Source organism: Variovorax sp. TLI9-5A (assembly GCF_056867935.1).
Window position 1 is genome coordinate 2960057 of the sequence record NZ_CP200310.1, and the last position, 15812, is coordinate 2975868.

14 protein-coding genes are annotated in these 15812 nt (G+C 68.2%); 13 read left to right on the top strand and 1 reads right to left on the bottom strand.

The features are described from left to right. Positions 1 to 43 precede the first annotated feature (43 nt). From AC1VNX_RS14065 to AC1VNX_RS14125, 13 genes are all read left to right on the top strand, one after another. Complete coding sequence (locus AC1VNX_RS14065) at positions 44 to 460, top strand: YjfI family protein (protein WP_483157242.1); 417 nt, start codon at positions 44 to 46, stop codon at positions 458 to 460. Between the two features lie 11 nt (positions 461 to 471). After that, on the top strand, positions 472 to 1185 hold the full coding sequence (locus AC1VNX_RS14070) for a PspA/IM30 family protein (protein WP_483157243.1): 714 nt from the start codon (positions 472 to 474) through the stop codon (positions 1183 to 1185). 5 nt (positions 1186 to 1190) lie between these two features. Then, entirely contained in the window at positions 1191 to 1577 is a 387-nt protein-coding gene (locus AC1VNX_RS14075) for a hypothetical protein (protein ID WP_483157244.1), read from the top strand. Between the two features lie 25 nt (positions 1578 to 1602). Next, positions 1603 to 2259 (top strand): ubiquinone biosynthesis protein, encoded by a 657-nt coding sequence (locus AC1VNX_RS14080; protein ID WP_483157245.1) that lies wholly within the window; start codon positions 1603 to 1605, stop codon positions 2257 to 2259. 76 nt (positions 2260 to 2335) lie between these two features. Further along, entirely contained in the window at positions 2336 to 4528 is a 2193-nt protein-coding gene (locus AC1VNX_RS14085) for a flotillin family protein (RefSeq protein ID WP_483157246.1), read from the top strand. Then, entirely contained in the window at positions 4525 to 5070 is a 546-nt protein-coding gene (locus AC1VNX_RS14090; RefSeq protein WP_483157247.1) for a TFIIB-type zinc ribbon-containing protein, read from the top strand. Before AC1VNX_RS14085 ends, AC1VNX_RS14090 begins: the two co-directional genes overlap by 4 nt. A 12-nt stretch (positions 5071 to 5082) precedes the next feature. Beyond that, positions 5083 to 10335, top strand: a complete 5253-nt coding sequence (locus AC1VNX_RS14095) for a DNA repair ATPase (protein WP_483157248.1) — start codon at positions 5083 to 5085, stop codon at positions 10333 to 10335. Between the two features lies 1 nt (position 10336). After that, the gene (locus tag AC1VNX_RS14100) at positions 10337 to 11080 is read left to right on the top strand and encodes a phospholipase D-like domain-containing protein (protein ID WP_483157249.1); all 744 of its coding nucleotides are present in this window, start codon (positions 10337 to 10339) and stop codon (positions 11078 to 11080) included. Next, positions 11077 to 11859 carry a magnesium transporter CorA family protein gene (locus tag AC1VNX_RS14105; RefSeq protein WP_483157250.1) on the top strand — a complete coding sequence of 261 codons (783 nt, stop codon included), beginning with the start codon at positions 11077 to 11079 and terminating at the stop codon, positions 11857 to 11859. The genes AC1VNX_RS14100 and AC1VNX_RS14105 overlap by 4 nt, the downstream gene beginning before the upstream one ends. A 127-nt stretch (positions 11860 to 11986) precedes the next feature. After that, positions 11987 to 13159 carry a CaiB/BaiF CoA transferase family protein gene (locus AC1VNX_RS14110; protein ID WP_483157251.1) on the top strand — a complete coding sequence of 391 codons (1173 nt, stop codon included), beginning with the start codon at positions 11987 to 11989 and terminating at the stop codon, positions 13157 to 13159. Beyond that, the gene (locus tag AC1VNX_RS14115; protein ID WP_483157252.1) at positions 13156 to 14145 is read left to right on the top strand and encodes a hydroxymethylglutaryl-CoA lyase; all 990 of its coding nucleotides are present in this window, start codon (positions 13156 to 13158) and stop codon (positions 14143 to 14145) included. The genes AC1VNX_RS14110 and AC1VNX_RS14115 overlap by 4 nt, the downstream gene beginning before the upstream one ends. Further along, on the top strand, positions 14142 to 14522 hold the full coding sequence (locus AC1VNX_RS14120; protein WP_483157253.1) for a VOC family protein: 381 nt from the start codon (positions 14142 to 14144) through the stop codon (positions 14520 to 14522). The genes AC1VNX_RS14115 and AC1VNX_RS14120 overlap by 4 nt, the downstream gene beginning before the upstream one ends. A gap of 53 nt (positions 14523 to 14575) precedes the next feature. Next, positions 14576 to 15544: a Bug family tripartite tricarboxylate transporter substrate binding protein gene (locus AC1VNX_RS14125; protein WP_483157254.1), complete on the top strand. Its 969-nt coding sequence runs from the start codon at positions 14576 to 14578 to the stop codon at positions 15542 to 15544. Between the two features lie 9 nt (positions 15545 to 15553). On the opposite strand, the gene AC1VNX_RS14130 is transcribed toward AC1VNX_RS14125, so the two are convergent. Further along, the gene (locus AC1VNX_RS14130) at positions 15554 to 15700 is read right to left on the bottom strand and encodes a hypothetical protein (RefSeq protein WP_301509455.1); all 147 of its coding nucleotides are present in this window, start codon (positions 15698 to 15700) and stop codon (positions 15554 to 15556) included. Positions 15701 to 15812 lie beyond the last annotated feature (112 nt).

The following is a 15812-nucleotide window of genomic DNA, read 5'->3' on the forward strand; positions in this document are numbered from 1 at the left end:
GAAGCACCGCTCGCTTCCGACGGTATTCACCACAAGGAGAGGTATGCAACCACTGCTCGATCAACTGAAGGGACTGGATCTGCTGGCAGGCGCCGAGATGGGCGGGCGGTCCGTGCAGCTGCAGCCCATTCCGGGCCACACGCCCGTGATCCAGGTGAGCATCGAGGGGCGCGACGAACTGCCGATCTTCGTCACCAGTTCCGACATGCAGATCATCTGCATCTGCTACCTCTGGGCCGAGGAAGAAGTGAAGCCGGCGCGCCGCACCGAGCTGCTCGAATCCCTGCTCGACCTGAATCCCTCGGTTCCCTTGTCTTCCTTCGGTCGTGTCGACGGCCGCTACGTGCTGACCGGCGCACTCGGCCGTGACGCCAGCGTGCAGGACATCGCACGCGAAGTGGCGGTACTCAGCGACAACGCGCTCGATGCGCTCGACGCCCTGTCCGAATTCCTGAATTAAGCGGAGGTCCCATGACAGTCATCAAGAAGCTCGTCACCCTGCTGCGCGGCAGCGCGCGCGAAATCGGCGAGAGCGTGGTCGACAGCAACGCCACGCGCATCTACGAGCAGGAAATCATCGACGCCAAGCACAGCATCGAGAAGGCCAAGGGCGACCTCACGGGCGTGATGGCCAAAGAGATGCAATCGGCCCGCGAGATCGAGCGGCTGAAGAACGAGGTCGCGCGCTACGAGGGCCTCGCGCTCGAAGCGCTCAACAAGACGCAGGAAGGACTGGCGCTCGACGTCGCGGCCAAGGTCGGTGCGCTCGAGCAGGAGCTGGAGGAGCAGGCCAAGGCCCACGCTTCGTACGCGCTGCAGGTGTCCAAGCTCAAGGACCTGATCAAGTCCGCCGAAGCCCGCATCCGCGAGCACGAGCGCGAGATCGGCATTGCCAAGACCACCGAGAGCGTCTACCGCGCCACGCAGTCGATCTCCGAGAACATCGGCACCGGCGGTTCGCGCCTGGCCAATGCGCGCGAATCTCTGGAGCGCATCCGCGCGCGCCACGAAGACCTGTCCGATCGCATGACCGCCAGCAAGCAGCTCGAAGACGAGTTCGGCCACGGCGCGCTCGAGAAGAAGCTGGCCGCCGCGGGCATCGGCGGCGATGCCGACCGTACCGGCAAGGTCATGGAGCGCCTCCGCGCCCGCCAGGCCAAGCCCGCAGGGCCCGAGGCGCAGTAGGCACCATGCGCGTCAAGCCGGTTCGCTGGCAAGGCTCGGACGAGGCGCTGCGCGCCGTCCAGGTCGCGTTCGACGTGGAAGAGGCCGTGCTGGAGGCCGTGCGCACCGCTGCCTTCAAGCAGCACGTCTCCACGTCCGACCAGATCCGGCAGGTGCTCGGCCTCGCCACCACCGCCAAGCCGAAGCGGCCGCGCCTCACGGTGTCGCTGAGCGGCGCCGACTATGAATTCCTGGCGAAGCGCTACGGCCTCGCCGCAGACGACAGACTGGCCATCAAGGAGAGGGCCACGCGCGACCTGATTGCCTTCGCGGGCAAGCCGGCGGCGGCACCGAAGAAGAACACCGGCGGGAGGACGCCGGTACGCAGCAGCAGTAGCAAGCAGAACAACTGACAACAACCCGCATGCGGGAGGATCAATGGGCGATTTCTTGGGAGCGGTGACGGGGTACCCGACCGCGATCTACACGGTGCTGCTGGGCGTCGTGGTGATCTACTGGGTGCTCGCGATGCTCGGCATGGTCGACATCGAACACAGCGGGCTGGATGTCGACGTCGGCGTGCACACGCATGCCGACGGCGACGCCAGCGACATCGGCCACCTGGCCAGCTACGTGGTGGCGCTGGGCCTGAACGGCGTGCCGTTCTCGGTGGCCGTGAGCCTGCTGGTGCTCATCGCGTGGACCGTGTCCTGCCTCGGCGGCGAATGGCTGCTGCCGCTGGTGCCCACCATGCTCCTGCAGTTGCTGGCCGGCACCGCGCTGCTGGTGGCCAGCGCGGTCATCGCCATTCCTGTCACTGCCGTGGCCATCCGCCCGCTGCGAGGCCTCTTCGTGAGCCACACGGCCGTGAGCAACGCGGCGCTGGTCGGCCAGCTGTGCCGTGTCGTGACCGGCGTGGTCAACGAGAAAGACGGCCGCGCCGAAGTCGCGCGGCGCGGCGCCAGCCTGAACATCCGCGTGTGGGCTCCCACGCCCAACACGCTCAGGCGCGGTTCGCAGGCGCTGATCGTCGAGTACGACGAGGTGGCCGCGCGCTACCTCATCGCCGCGCACGACGACGAACAGTCAGCCTGAGTGCGCGCCATCGAGGCGCGCCACACGCTCTTCACCCGTTTCGTTTCTTTCGCTCTCAAGCATTTCTGGAGAAAAAATGGAGCCCATCATCTTCGCCATCGTCATACTGGCCGTCGTCATCCTCGGCCTGTTCGCGATGTTCGCCAAGTTCTATCGCAAGATCGAGCAGGGCCACGCGCTCATCGTGAACACACTGCGCGCAGAGCCCGAGGTGACCTTCACCGGGCGGATGGTCTATCCGATCATCCACAAGGCCGAGCTGATGGACATCTCGGTCAAGACCATCGAGATCGACCGCTCGGGCAACGAGGGCCTGATCTGCCGCGACAACATCCGCGCGGACATCAAGGTGAAGTTCTTCGTTCGCGTGAACAAGACGGCCGACGACGTGCTGAAGGTGGCGCAGGGCATCGGCTGCGCGCGGGCCTCCAACCACGAGACGCTGGAAGAGCTGTTCTCCGCCAAGTTCTCCGAAGCGCTGAAGACGGTGGGCAAGTCGATGGACTTCGTCGATCTCTACCAGGCGCGCGACAACTTCCGCGACCAGATCGTGAGCCAGATCGGCAACGACCTCTCGGGCTACGTGCTGGAAGACGCGGCCATCGACTTCCTCGAGCAGACGCCGCTGTCGGAGCTCGACGCCAACAACATCCTCGACGCGCAGGGCATCAAGAAGATCACCGAGCTCACGGCGGTGGAGCACGTGCGCACCAACGAGCTGCGCCGCAACGAGGAAATGCAGATCAAGAAGAAGAACGTCGAGACGCAGGAAGCCCTGCTCGAGCTCGAGCGCCAGCAGGCCGACGCCACCGCGCGCCAGCAGCGTGAGATTGCCAGCGTGCGTGCCCGCGAGGAGGCCGAGACCGCCAAGATCCAGGCCGAGGAGCGCACCAAGTCCGAAACCGCGCGCCTGCTCGCCGAGCAGTCGGTGTCGGTGCAGCAGGAGAACGTGCAGCGCGAGAAGGAAGTGGCCGAGAACAACCGCAAGCGCGCCGTGGCCGTCGAGGAAGAAAAGGTCATCCGCGCCCGCGACCTGGAGATCGTCGACCGCGAGAAGGAAGTGACGCTGCAGCGCATCGAGAAGGACAAGGCCGTCGAAGTGCAGAAGAAGGCCATCGCCGACGTGATCCGCGAGCGCATCGTGGTCGAGCGCACGGTGGCCGAGCAGGAAGAGGCCATCAAGGAACTGCGCGTGGTCGCAGAGGCCGAGCGCACCAAGAAGTCGGTCGTCATCATGGCCGAGGGCCAGGCCGACGAGAAGATGGTGCTCGACCTGAAGGCCGCCGAGACACAGGAAAAGCGCGCCCGCCACAAGGCGGCCGAAGAACTCACGCTGGCCGACGCCAAGCTGAAGGTGGCCGAGCGCGAGGCCGAGTCGAAGAAGCGCGAAGCCGAAGGCGTGGAGGCCATCTCGGCCGCGCCGGGACTGGCTGCCGCCAAGGTCGAGATCGCCACCGCCCAGGCCAAGCTCGCCAGCTTCGAGGCCGAAGCCTCGGGCAAGGAGAAGCTGGGCCTCGCCGACGTGCATGTGCGCCAGGCCGATGCCGACGCGATCCTCAAGGCCGGCCAGGCCGACGCCCAGGTGATCGAGGCGCGCTCGCAGGCCGAGGCCGCGGGCATGCGCGCCAAGTTCGAGGCCGAGGCCTCGGGCAAGGAAAAGCTCGGCCTCGCCGAGGTCAACGTGCGCACGGCCGACGCCGAGGCCACGCTCAAGTCGGGCCAGGCCGATGCGCAGGTCATCGAGGCGCGCTTCGGCGCCGAGGCGAAGGGCCTGCACGAGAAGTTCGAAGCCATGAAGGCCATGAGCCCCGAGACGCGCGATCACGAGGAATTCCGCATGCGCCTGGAGAAGTCGCACATCGAGACCCTCAAGGGCATCGACGCGCAGACCGCCATCGCCAAGGAACAGGCCGAGGTACTGGGCACCGCGCTGGCCAACGCCAAGATCGACATCGTGGGCGGGCAGGGCGACTACTTCGACAGCTTCGTGCGCTCGCTCTCGGTGGGCAAGGGCATCGACGGCGTCATCTCCAAGAGCAACGCGCTGCAGGTGGCCTTCAAGGACCAGCTTTCCGGCGAGCGCGACGTGGTGAAGGACCTGCGCGACATCGTCGGCGCGCTCGGCAGCTCGTCGGGCGAGGTGCAGAACCTCAGCGTGGCCGCGCTGATGAACCGGATCGCCAGCGACGGCAGCGAAAGCCAGAAGAGCGCGCTGCGCAACCTGGTCGCCACGTTCCGCAACGGCGCCGCCGGGGACGCGGCGCGATGAACGCGAACCTCAAATGCAGCTGCCCCGCGCACTCGCCGATGCGGCCGGTGGCGCTGGCCGAGGCCCTGCTTGCGGTGGAGTGCGGTGACTGCCACGGCATGGTCATGGACATGGACGATTGGCGCGCCTGGAAGGCAGGCGACGCGAGCCGCGTGCCGCATGCGGTCGACGACGAAGTCATCGAGGTGTTCGACGCCACTGCGGTGCGCCATTGCCCCGAATGCGACCGGCTGATGCAGCGCCTGCGCGTGAGCGCGGGCCCCGACTTCCGCGTTGACCGCTGCGTGGCCTGCCAGAACCTCTGGTTCGACCCGGGCGAGTGGCGCGCCATCGTGAGCCGGGGCCTGGCCGGCCGGCTCGACGAGCTGCTGTCCGACGGCTGGCAGCGCCGCCTGCAGACCGAGGAGGTCCGCGAAGCACGCATGGCCGCGCTGCGCCGCCGCTACGGCGACGTTTGCATCGACGAGCTGGACCGCATCCGCGCCTGGCTCGATACCCAGCCTCACCGCGACGAACTGCTCGCCTTGCTCCGCGCGGACTGACCGCGCCGACCTATGCAACCAACGGATGAAAAGGGCGCGCCGCCGGCCGGCAGCGCCGAATCGCAGACCGAGGCGCTGGTGTCCGGCAGCGGCAGCTATGACCTGCTGAAGAAGCGGCTGGAGAACCAGGGCGAGGGCCTGCTGAAGAAGACGCAGGCGCTCAACGAGCAGCGGCTGGCCGAGTTCGGCCGCTCCGACCAGGCCCTGGTGCTGCGCACCCGCGCGCGCACCGAGAACAACGCCGTGGCGCGCGACCTCGTGCGCATCGGCGACCTGCTGCTGTTCGGCTACAACGTGTTCATCGGCCTGCGCAAGGAAACCACGGTCGGCGACGTGTTCGGTCTCTACCGCCTGGTGTCGCCGGGCGAGGCCGGGCAGGGCGCGGACAGCGACGAGCTGCAGCCGGTGCCGCTGGCCGGCAGCTTCCTGGAAGACCCGCGCTTCGCCTCCGACTTCCGCGAGCTGTACGCCTACTACAAGCAGGCCACGCTGCTGCAGCTTCGCGTGACGCAGGACAAGCTGCTCGCCGCCTTCCAGATCGGCCAGCAGCTCACCGACGTGCGCGTGTTCCGCTGGGCCATCGAGCGCGACGGCCGCATCCAGTACATCGACAACCGCGGCGAGCGCGACATCGCGCTGCCGCCCAGCCACGACTTCGAGTGGACGGTTGCCACGCGCGAAGACCACGTGGGCGGCAAGCACCCGCACATCAACGTGCTCGACACCGTGTTCGTCGAGACGCTGGGCGGCGACCTCACGATCAAGATCGAAAACAACACCGAGACCGGGCTGGGCATCTACAGCGAGCCGGTGGAAGACCGCAGCCAGTCGCTGACCGACGCCGAGATCGCGTGGGCGAAGCTCGGCATGCTGATCCTGCTGCGCGTGAAGCCCTACCGCGAGCAGGTCACGCGCTACCTGGTGTTCAACATCCGCACCCAGCAGGTCGAGCGCATCGACGCCATCGGCGGCTCCTGCGTGCAGCTGCCCGAAGACCACGGCATCATCTTCCCGGGTGGCTACTACCTGCAGTCGGGCGAGCACAAGCGCTTCGACCTGCCGGCCGAGATGGTCGAGAGCCTGCGCTTCAAGCGCATGCTGCGCTCGCCCAACGGCGAGGACGTGGCCTACATCTTCTACGACGCCAAGCCCGGCCGGTACGCGCTCTTCAACTACAACCTGATCGAGAAGAAGCTCGCCACGCCGATCATCGCCAATGGCTATGCGCGCTTCGCCGACGGCCGCATCCTGGTGTTCCACGACAACGACGGCGAGCCTACCCGCGTGCACCCGATGCAGCTGTGGCAGACGCCGTTCGCCAGCGAAGAGCACGTGAGCGCGCAGCCGCCCGCCGCCGGCTTCTTCGGCAAGATCGGCAACGCCGAGCTGGTGCGCGGCGTGAGCGACCTGATGGGCATCGCCCGCGCGGTGCGCGAGCAGGCGCCGACCAAGGCCGCCTACGAGGACCTTATCCGCCAGTGCACCCGCGTGAGCGACGCCTACTTCTGGCTCGATGCACCCGAGGCCGCCGGCATCATGAGCGAGCTGCGCAGCATCGCCGAGGTGGCGCGCAGCACCCTGGCTGAATTCGAGAAGGTCGACACCATCCGTCGCGAGACGGCCCGGGCGCTGGCTCGCGCGGAGGAAGAGCAGCGCGCGCTGCTGGTCGACATCGCCAGCACGCTCTGGCGCGTACCCGACGACTTCGTGAAGGCGCTGGGCCGGCTGCGCGAACGGCGCGGTGCGCTGCAGATGCTCAAGGAACTGCGCTACGCCGACCTGCCGCGCATTGCCGCGATGGACGCGGCGCTCGAAGCCGAGCAGCAGCGCATCGGCGAACGCGCCATGCAGTTCCTGGCGGCCGACACCGCCTTCGCCGGCCAGCGCCTGGCGCTGGACAAGCTCGCGACGGAATTGCCCAACCTCGCCACCTCGCCTGCGCTGGGACAGCTGCTCGCCACGCTCGACGAGCAGGCGGCAGGGCTCGACCTGCTGACCGAGCAACTGGGCAGCCTGCCGGGCGGCGATGCGGTGATCCGCACTTCCATTCTCGACCGCATCTCGCTGATCTACGCCGACATCAACCGCATGCGCGCCGATGCGCGCGCGCGGCGCAAGTCGCTGGGCGCGACCGAGGCGCGGGCCGAGTTCGGCGCGCAGTTCAAGCTCTTCGGCCAGGCGGTCGAGAACGCGCTGGAATTCGCCGACACGCCCGAGAAGTGCGATGACGCGCTCACCCGCCTGCTGGCGCAGCTGGAAGAAATCGAAGGCCGCTTCGCCGAGCAGGACGAGTTCCTCGGCGACATCGCCGAAAAACGCGAGAACGTCTACGAGGCGCTGTCTGCCAGGCGCCAGACCCTGGTCGAGGCCCGCCAGCGCCGCGCGCAGGGCGTTATCGACGCGGCGGGGCGCATCCTCGACGGCATTCCGCGGCGCATCGCGCAACTGGCCGATCTGACGCAGGTCCACAGTTACTTCGCCGCCGACCCGATGATCGGCAAGCTGCACACGCTGATCGCCGACCTGCGCACGCTGGGCGCGGCGGTGCCGGCCGACGAGCTCGACACCCGCCTGAAGACCGCGCGCGACCAGGCCCTGCGCGCCGTGCGCGACAAGCGCGAGCTGGTGAGCGAGGGCGGCGGCACCCTGCGCCTGGGCCGCCACGCCTTCACAGTGCACCGCCAGCCGGTCGACCTGACGCTGGTGGCCCGCGAAGAGGGCATGGCCTACCAGGTGACGGGCACCGACTACCTGAGCCCGGTGCACGACGAACGCCTGCGCGAGCTGCAGGCCTACTGGAGCCAGTCGCTGGTGTCCGAAACACCGGAGCTGTCGCGCGCTGAATACCTCGCCGGCTGCCTGCTCGAAGCCCTGCTCGAAGGCAAGGCCGAGCGCAGCTGGGCCGAGGTGCGCACGCTGCTGGCCGAAGACCCGCAGCATCCGCAGTTGCTCGAAATGGTCCGTCGCTTCGCCGCTGCCCGCTACCAGGAGGGCTACCAGAAGGGCATCCACGACGACGACGCGCTTCGCCTGCTGGCCGCGCTGGTCACCATGCAGGACCAGGCCGGGCTGCTGGCCTGGGGCCCGACCGAGCGCGCGCTGGCCTTGCTCTACTGGCAGCATGGGCACCTCATTGCGCACCGCGAGTCGTTGCTGCGCCGTGCGCGTGCGGCACTGCAGATGCAGGAGTTGTTCGGACGGCACGACGCCCTCGACCAGCTCGAAGCCGACGTCGCCCGTTCGCTGAGCCATTTCGTGCGCGAGGTGCTGCCCGACCTGCTTCCGCCTGCCGGGACAGAGGAAGAAGACGAGCACGAATCCCGCAAGGCGCTCGTCGCCACGCTGTGCGACCAGTCGGCCGCCTACCTCGTGCGCCAGCTTGCGGCACATGGCGGCGATACCTGGGTGGTTTCGGGGGCCGGCGAAGACCTCGCCGCCGCTTTGCTGCGCGAGCTTGAGCGTGGCCGCCGACGCGAAGCCTGGCAGGCTGATCTCGACGCCGCGCCGCCGGCCGAGCGCTGGCGGCTGGCGCGCGACTGGGTGCGCGCCTTCGCCGTGCACCAGTCGCCGCAATCGGTCGACTGGGTGGACGACGCGGCCAGCGTGCTCGCCATGCCGCTGCAGCGCACCCGCGTCAACGTGGCGCTCGATCAGACGGTGGAAGGCCTGCGCGGCGAACATCCGCGCGTGGCCGAGGGCCGCCTGACGCTGAACCTCAACGACTTCTGGCGCCGCTTCCTGTTCCACACGCAGCACGTGGTGCCGGGCTTCGAGTCGCTGCACCGGCTGCGCCACGAGCTGCTCGAAGGCGAGAAGGCGCGGCTCAAGCTGAGCCAGTTCCAGGCCAGGCCGCTCTCGACCTTCGTGCGCAACCAGCTGATCGACGAGCTGTACCTGCCGATCATCGGCGACAACCTCGCCAAACAGATCGGCTCGGCGGGCGAGGGCAGCCGCACCGACCGCATGGGGCTGCTGCTCTTGATCTCGCCGCCGGGCTACGGCAAGACCACGCTCATGGAGTACGTGGCCGACCGGCTGGGCCTGATCTTCGTGCGCATCAACTGCCCGGCGCTGGGGCACGGCGTGACGGCCATCGATCCGGCGAACGCGCCCAACAGCGCGGCGCGGCAGGAGCTGGAGAAGCTCAACCTCGGCCTGGCCATGGGCAGCAACGTGATGCTGTACCTCGACGACATCCAGCACACCAGCCCGGAATTCCTGCAGAAGTTCATCGCGCTGGCCGACGGCACCCGCCGGATCGAGGGCGTATGGAACGGCGAGCCGCGCAGCTACGACATGCGCGGCAAGCGCTTCGCAGTCGTGATGGCGGGCAACCCGTACACCGAGTCGGGCGATGTGTTCAAGATACCGGACATGCTGGCCAACCGGGCCGACATCTACAACCTCGGCGACGTGCTCTCGGGCCGCGAGGCGGCCTTCGCGCTCTCGTACATCGAGAACAGCCTGACCTCCAACCCCACGCTGATGCCGCTGGCCTCGCGCGACCCGAAGGACGTGCAGCTGCTGGTGAAGATGGCGCAAGGCAACGAGGTGCCGAGCAGTGCGCTGTCTCACGCGTACAGCGCGGTCGAGCTGGAGGAGATCAAGGCGCTGCTGCAGCGGCTCTTCCGTGCGCGCGACCTGCTGCTGAAGGTGAACCTCGCCTACATCGAGTCGGCCGCGCAGCAGGAGTCGTACCGCACCGCGCCGCCCTTCAAGCTGCAGGGCAGCTACCGCAACATGACCAAGCTTGCGGGCAAGATCACCGCGCTGATGCGCGACGACGAGCTCGACGCGCTGCTGCGCGACCACTACCGCGGCGAGGCCCAGACCCTGACCACGGGCGCCGAGGAAAACCTGCTGCGCCTGGCCCAGCTCCTGGGCAGCCCGACGCCCGAGGAGGACGCGCGCTGGAAAGAAATCTGCGAGGAGTTCGTGCGCCAGCGCAAGCTGGGCGGGGCCGACGTGGACGGCAGCCAGCGCATCGCCAGCAGCATGCTCGACGTGGCGCGTGCGGTCGATGCGCTCAAGCCCGAGCCCGTTGCGCCCGCGGAAGGGCCGAGCGAGGGCCAGCGGCTGGCCGACGCCATGCTGCAGATCGCCGTGACCTACCGCGAGCTGATCCTGCCGCTGGTGACTGCCACCGAGCGCCGCCTGGAGCTGGACCGCTCCATCGCCCAGAACATGGAGCGCCTGGCGGCGGAGGCGATGGCCACGCGCACGCCACCGAAGCGCGCGTCCAAGCCGGACAACAAGGAGCAATGAGATGTCGGCCCTGCCCGCGACCACCGAAACACCGGCCGCATTGCCCACGCTGCCCTCGTTGTTGGCGCAGCTCGACGACACCCTCGCGGATGCCCGCCTGAGCGACGACGAGCGCCGCGTGCTGGTCCACACGCTGCGCGAGGCCCAGCCGCCCGAGGACGGCCTGCGTCAGCTGCGCAACCGCGCTTTCGACCTGGTGCGTGCGCGCACTGCCGATCCTGAGCAGCTTGCGCTGCTGAAGTGGCTCGAAGGAGTGGTCCGCGCCATCGACACCGGCCGCTCGGCCGACGGCAACGTGACCGTGCGCTCGCAGGCCTTCTTCAGCCCCGGCACGGCCTGCCTGCAGGCCATCAACCAGCAACTGCGCTCGGCCAGGCATTCCGTCGACCTTTGCGTTTTCACGCTGTCGGACGACCGCATCACGGCCGAGATATTGGCCGCGCACCGGCGCGGCGTGTCGCTGCGCTGCATTTCCGACAACGACAAGGAGTTCGATGCCGGCAGCGACATCGGCCAACTGCGCGCAGCCGGCATTCCGGTGGCAGTGGACCGCACCGAGGCGCACATGCATCACAAGTTCGCCATCTTCGACGGCGCCCGGCTGCTCAACGGCAGCTACAACTGGACGCGCAGCGCCTGCGAGTTCAACGAGGAGAACCTCGTGCTGACCAACGACCCATCGCTCGTGCGGCGCTTCGCCGACGAGTTCGACAGCCTCTGGAAAGAACTGCAGGCCCCCCGATGAGCACCCGACGCATCGACTACGACTGGGAGCTGCCGCCCGAGATGCAGCAGCGGCTGGGCGGCTCCAGCTACGGCGCGCAGCGCGTCATCCACGAGCAGGGGCATCTGATGGTGATCCTGCACGAGCCGCCCGCGGGCACGGCGTCGGAGCGCAAGTCGGCGGTGTTTTTGCGCAAGCCCGACGGCAGCTGGCTGCACAAGGGCAACAACCCGGGCGAGCGGCCGCTGGCCAAGCTGGTCGAGAACTACCGCGCGGCAATGGCTGCCTTCGAGGTCAGGCACGAGGCCGCCGAGAGCTCGCAGGCGCTGTTCCAGATCCTCGGGCCGCTTATTCCGCTCTCGCGCGCCGCCTCGAACATGCAGGCCACCCTGCAGGCCGCGCGCGAGGCCGTGCCTGGGGACCCGATGATCACAGACCTGCGCGACCGCGCGGTCGAGATCGGACGCGGGCTCGAACTGCTGCTGGCCGACACCCGCATGTCGCTGGACTACCGGCTCGCGCATGCGGCCGAACAGCAGGCCCGCGCGGCCAACGAGGTCAGCCGCGCGCAGCACAAGCTCAACACCATCGCGGCGCTGACCTTCCCGCTGATGGCCATCGGCGCGGCCTTCGGCATGAACCTGCACAGCGGCGTCGAGAGCCTGCCGGGCTGGGTGTACTGGGCGATCTTCGGCGCGGGGCTCTTCATGGGCGTGCTGCTGCGCGGATGGGTGAAGGCGCCCGATGCGCCCGCACCGGCTACGCCTGCTGCCGGGCCTGGCATCTCGAAGAGAAAGTAGGGCGGGCGGCCCTGCCGGCAGCCGAGCCTTCGCGTTTCGCGAAGGACTGCTGCCGCCAAAGCAATTCCGCATTCCGCGATCCGTTCTTAGAGTCGGGGCCAGCCCAACAAAGGAGACGGACGCGGACATGAATGCACTCGAAGGCCTGAAGGTGCTGGAGCTCGGCCAGCTCATCGCCGGCCCCTTCGCCGGCAAGACGCTGGCGGAGTTCGGCGCCGACGTGATCAAGGTCGAGCCGGCCGGCGTCGGCGATCCGCTGCGCAAGTGGCGGCTGCTGCGCGACGGCACCTCGGCGTGGTGGGAAGTCCAGTCGCGCAACAAGCGCTCGGTGTGCCTGGACTTGCGCAGCGCCGAAGGGCAGGAGGCCGTGCGCGCACTGGCGCTCGAAGCCGACGTGCTGATCGAGAACTTCAAACCCGGCACGCTCGAAGGCTGGGGTCTGGGCTGGGAGACGTTGCATGCGCTGAACCCCCGGCTCATCATGCTGCGCATCTCGGGCTATGGGCAGACCGGGCCCTACCGCGACAAGCCCGGCTTCGGCGTGCTCGGCGAATCGATGGGCGGGCTGCGCTACCTGAGCGGCGAGCCGGGCCGGGTGCCGGTGCGCGTGGGGGTGTCGCTGGGCGACACGCTGGCGGCGCTGCATGGCGTGATCGGCGTGCTGACCGCGCTGCACCACCGCACGGCCCATGGCGGGGAGGGCCAGTTCATCGACGTGGCGCTCTACGAGTCGGTGTTCAACGTGATGGAAAGCCTGCTGCCCGAATACGACGCCTTCGGGGCCGTGCGCGAGCGTGCGGGCAGCGCGCTGCCCGGCATCGCGCCGACCAACGCCTACCGCTGCGAGGACGGGCACTGCGTGCTGGTGGCCGGCAACGGCGACAGCATCTTCCGCAGGCTGATGCGCGCCATCGGCCGGGAAGACCTGGGGAGCGATCCCGGCCTCGCGCACAACGACGGCCGCGTGCTGCGTGTGGATGAGATCGACGCAGCCATCGAGGCATGGACGCTGCAGCGCAGCCGCGACGAAGTGCTGGCCGCACTCGATGCGGCGGGCGTGCCGGTCGGGCGCATCTACACCGTGGCCGACATCGCGAGCGACCCGCAGTACCTTGCGCGCGAAATGATCGTGGAGGCGACCACTTCCGACGGCAGCACGCTGAAGGTGCCGGGCGTCGTGCCCAAGCTCAGCGCCACGCCGGGGCGAATCGCGCATCCGGCGCCTCGGCTGGGCGAGCACGATGGCGATCTGCATGGTGCCGGATGGCCCGCGCGGCGCACGGAAGGAGCGGCGGCATGAAGACGGGCAACGGCACGCGGCTGTTCATCAACGAGGTCGCCACGCGAGACGGCTTCCAGATGGAAAGCCGCTTCATTCCCACCGACGACAAGATCGCGCTGATCGACCGGCTGAGCGGGCTGGGCTACGCCAAGATCGAAGTCACGTCCTTCACGTCGGCAAAAGCGATTCCCGCGCTGCGCGACGGCGAGGAGGTGATGCAGCGCATCGCCCGCCGCCCCGGCGTGGTCTATACCGCGCTGGTGCCCAATGTGCGCGGCGCCGAGCGCGCGCTGGAAAGCCGCATCGGCGAATTCAACATCGTCATGTCGGTGAGCGAGACGCACAACCTCGCCAACCTGCGCATGACGCGCGAGCAGTCGTTCGCGCAGCTGGCAGGTGTCATCGCGCTGGCGAAGAAGGCAGGCGTGCCGGTCAATGTGTCGCTCTCATGCGTGTTCGGCTGCCCGATGGAGGGCGATGTGCCGCTGGCGGCCGTGCACGGCTGTATCGACCGTTTCGCCGCGCTGCAGGTGCAGGGCATCACGTTGTGCGACACCACGGGCATGGCCTATCCCACGCAGGTGGGCGAGATCTGCGAAGCGGTGATGGCGAGCCATCCGGCACTGGAGTGGACGGCCCACTTCCATAACACGCGCGGCATGGGCCTCGTGAACACGGTGGCCGCCGTGGAAGCCGGCATCCGCCGGCTGGACATGTCGCTCGGCGGTATCGGCGGCTGCCCCTACGCGCCGGGGGCGACCGGCAACGTGGCGACCGAGGATGTGGTCCACATGCTGCAGTGCATGGGCTACGACACGGGCATGGACCTCGCGGGCCTGGTCGGCGCCGCGGCGCAGCTGGAGGCGCTGGTGCAGCACGAGCTGCCGGCGCAGGTTTCGCGCGCCGGCCACCGGCTGACGCGGCATGCGCCGCCGCCCGATTTCAACGACATCGTGATCCGCGCCATGGAACGCGGGCACGCACCCAAGGAGCTGCAACCATGATCGACCACCTGGACCACCTCGTGCTGACCACCGCGCACGAGGAAGCCTGCATCCGTTTCTACGTCGACGTGATGGGCATGTCGCTGGAGAGCTTCGGCGCGGGCCGCAAGGCCTTCCGCTTCGGCAACCAGAAGATCAACCTGCATGTGAAGGGCCACGAGTTCGAGCCCAAGGCGCAGCTGCCGACGCCCGGTTCGCTGGACCTGTGCTTCATCGCCAGCGTGCCGCTCGACGAAGTCGTCGCGCGGTTCGGCGAGAAGGGCGTGCCGATCCTCGAAGGGCCGGTGATGCGCACCGGCGCCACCTCGCGCATCCGCTCGGTCTATGTGCGCGACCCCGACATGAACCTGATCGAGATCTCGGAGCTGTCGCCCTGAGGGCACTGTCCGAAGACGGCAGGCGAGCGAATACAAACAACCGGAGACAAACCATGAAACCCATCCACCGCCTTCTCGCGGTAGGCCTTGCCCTGGCCGCTTCGGCCGCGGCGGCCGGCGAAGCCTGGCCCTCGAAACCCATCACCATGGTCGTGCCGACCGCGCCGGCCGGATCGACCGACATCATGGCGCGGCTGGTCGGCGACCCGCTGCAGCGCGCGCTGGGCCAGCCCGTGGTGATCGACAACAAGCCCGGCGCCAGCGGCAACATCGGCACCGAGTTCGTGGCGCGCGCCGCGCCCGACGGCTACACGCTGCTGATGCAGTACTCGGGCTATCACGTCGGCAATCCCTCGCTCTACCCGAACATCCGCTGGAGCCCCACCAAGGACTTCGTGCCGGTGGCGATGGTGATGCGTGCGCCGCACGTGGTCGCGGTGAGCGGCAAGCTGCCGGTGAAGTCGATGAAGGAGCTCATCGAGTACGGCAAGAAGAAGGAGGGCGGGCTCTTCTACGCCTCCTCGGGCAACGGCTCGATCCAGCACATCGCGGGCGAGCTGCTGTCGCGGCAGACGAAGCAGGCCATGACGCACGTGCCCTACAAGGGCTCGGGTCCGGCGATCAACGACCTGATCTCGGGCAACGTGGACATGTTCATCACCACGCCGCCCTCGGTCATCGGCCATTTCGCGGGCGGGCGCATCAAGCCGCTGGCGTACACGGGCAGCAAGCGGCATCCGTCGATGCCCGACGTGCCGACCTCGGCCGAGGCGGGGCTGCCGGGCTACGAGGTCGAGTCGTGGTTCGCGGTGTTCGCGCCGGCGAAGACGCCGCCGGAAGTCGTCAACAGGCTCAGCGCGGAACTGCGCAAGATCGTGGAGAGCGAAGCCTTTCGCAAGAAGGTGGACGAGCAGGGCGCCTTCGCCACCTACATGGACTCGCCGACGCTCGCGAAATTCGTCGACCAGGAACTCGCGACGTGGTCGAAGGTGATCAAGTCGGCGGACATCAAGCCCGAATGATTCCGCGCGCTAAAGCTTGACGTTGATGATCGACAGGATGATCGCGGAGAGCGTCATCGCGACCGGCAGCTTCCGCACGGCAAGCGCATGGGCGCGGGCGACGGAGGCTTGGGTCTGCAGCAGAAGGCTGCGTTCGGAATGGATGGGGGTGGACATTTCGGACTCCTGTGTGGTTGCGGGCTTGTCGCCCTTGATGACCTCCACGATAGGCTTCGCAGAGCGCTCCAGCGCAGGCGTTTCGACGACACGGCGTTTCTGTTTTCGCAAC

Excerpts from the sequence above, each read along its gene's own strand:
- AC1VNX_RS14105 (WP_483157250.1), top strand. The coding sequence starts at position 11,077 with ATGAGCACCCGACGCATCGACTACGACTGGGAGCTGCCGCCCGAGATG.
- AC1VNX_RS14080 (WP_483157245.1), top strand. The coding sequence starts at position 1,603 with ATGGGCGATTTCTTGGGAGCGGTGACGGGGTACCCGACCGCGATCTAC.
- AC1VNX_RS14115 (WP_483157252.1), top strand. The coding sequence starts at position 13,156 with ATGAAGACGGGCAACGGCACGCGGCTGTTCATCAACGAGGTCGCCACG.
- AC1VNX_RS14125 (WP_483157254.1), top strand. The coding sequence starts at position 14,576 with ATGAAACCCATCCACCGCCTTCTCGCGGTAGGCCTTGCCCTGGCCGCT.
- AC1VNX_RS14065 (WP_483157242.1), top strand. The coding sequence starts at position 44 with ATGCAACCACTGCTCGATCAACTGAAGGGACTGGATCTGCTGGCAGGC.
- AC1VNX_RS14085 (WP_483157246.1), top strand. The coding sequence starts at position 2,336 with ATGGAGCCCATCATCTTCGCCATCGTCATACTGGCCGTCGTCATCCTC.
- AC1VNX_RS14090 (WP_483157247.1), top strand. The coding sequence starts at position 4,525 with ATGAACGCGAACCTCAAATGCAGCTGCCCCGCGCACTCGCCGATGCGG.
- AC1VNX_RS14120 (WP_483157253.1), top strand. The coding sequence starts at position 14,142 with ATGATCGACCACCTGGACCACCTCGTGCTGACCACCGCGCACGAGGAA.
- AC1VNX_RS14075 (WP_483157244.1), top strand. The coding sequence starts at position 1,191 with ATGCGCGTCAAGCCGGTTCGCTGGCAAGGCTCGGACGAGGCGCTGCGC.
- AC1VNX_RS14095 (WP_483157248.1), top strand. The coding sequence starts at position 5,083 with ATGCAACCAACGGATGAAAAGGGCGCGCCGCCGGCCGGCAGCGCCGAA.
- AC1VNX_RS14100 (WP_483157249.1), top strand. The coding sequence starts at position 10,337 with ATGTCGGCCCTGCCCGCGACCACCGAAACACCGGCCGCATTGCCCACG.
- AC1VNX_RS14110 (WP_483157251.1), top strand. The coding sequence starts at position 11,987 with ATGAATGCACTCGAAGGCCTGAAGGTGCTGGAGCTCGGCCAGCTCATC.
- AC1VNX_RS14070 (WP_483157243.1), top strand. The coding sequence starts at position 472 with ATGACAGTCATCAAGAAGCTCGTCACCCTGCTGCGCGGCAGCGCGCGC.
- AC1VNX_RS14130 (WP_301509455.1), bottom strand. The coding sequence starts at position 15,700 with ATGTCCACCCCCATCCATTCCGAACGCAGCCTTCTGCTGCAGACCCAA.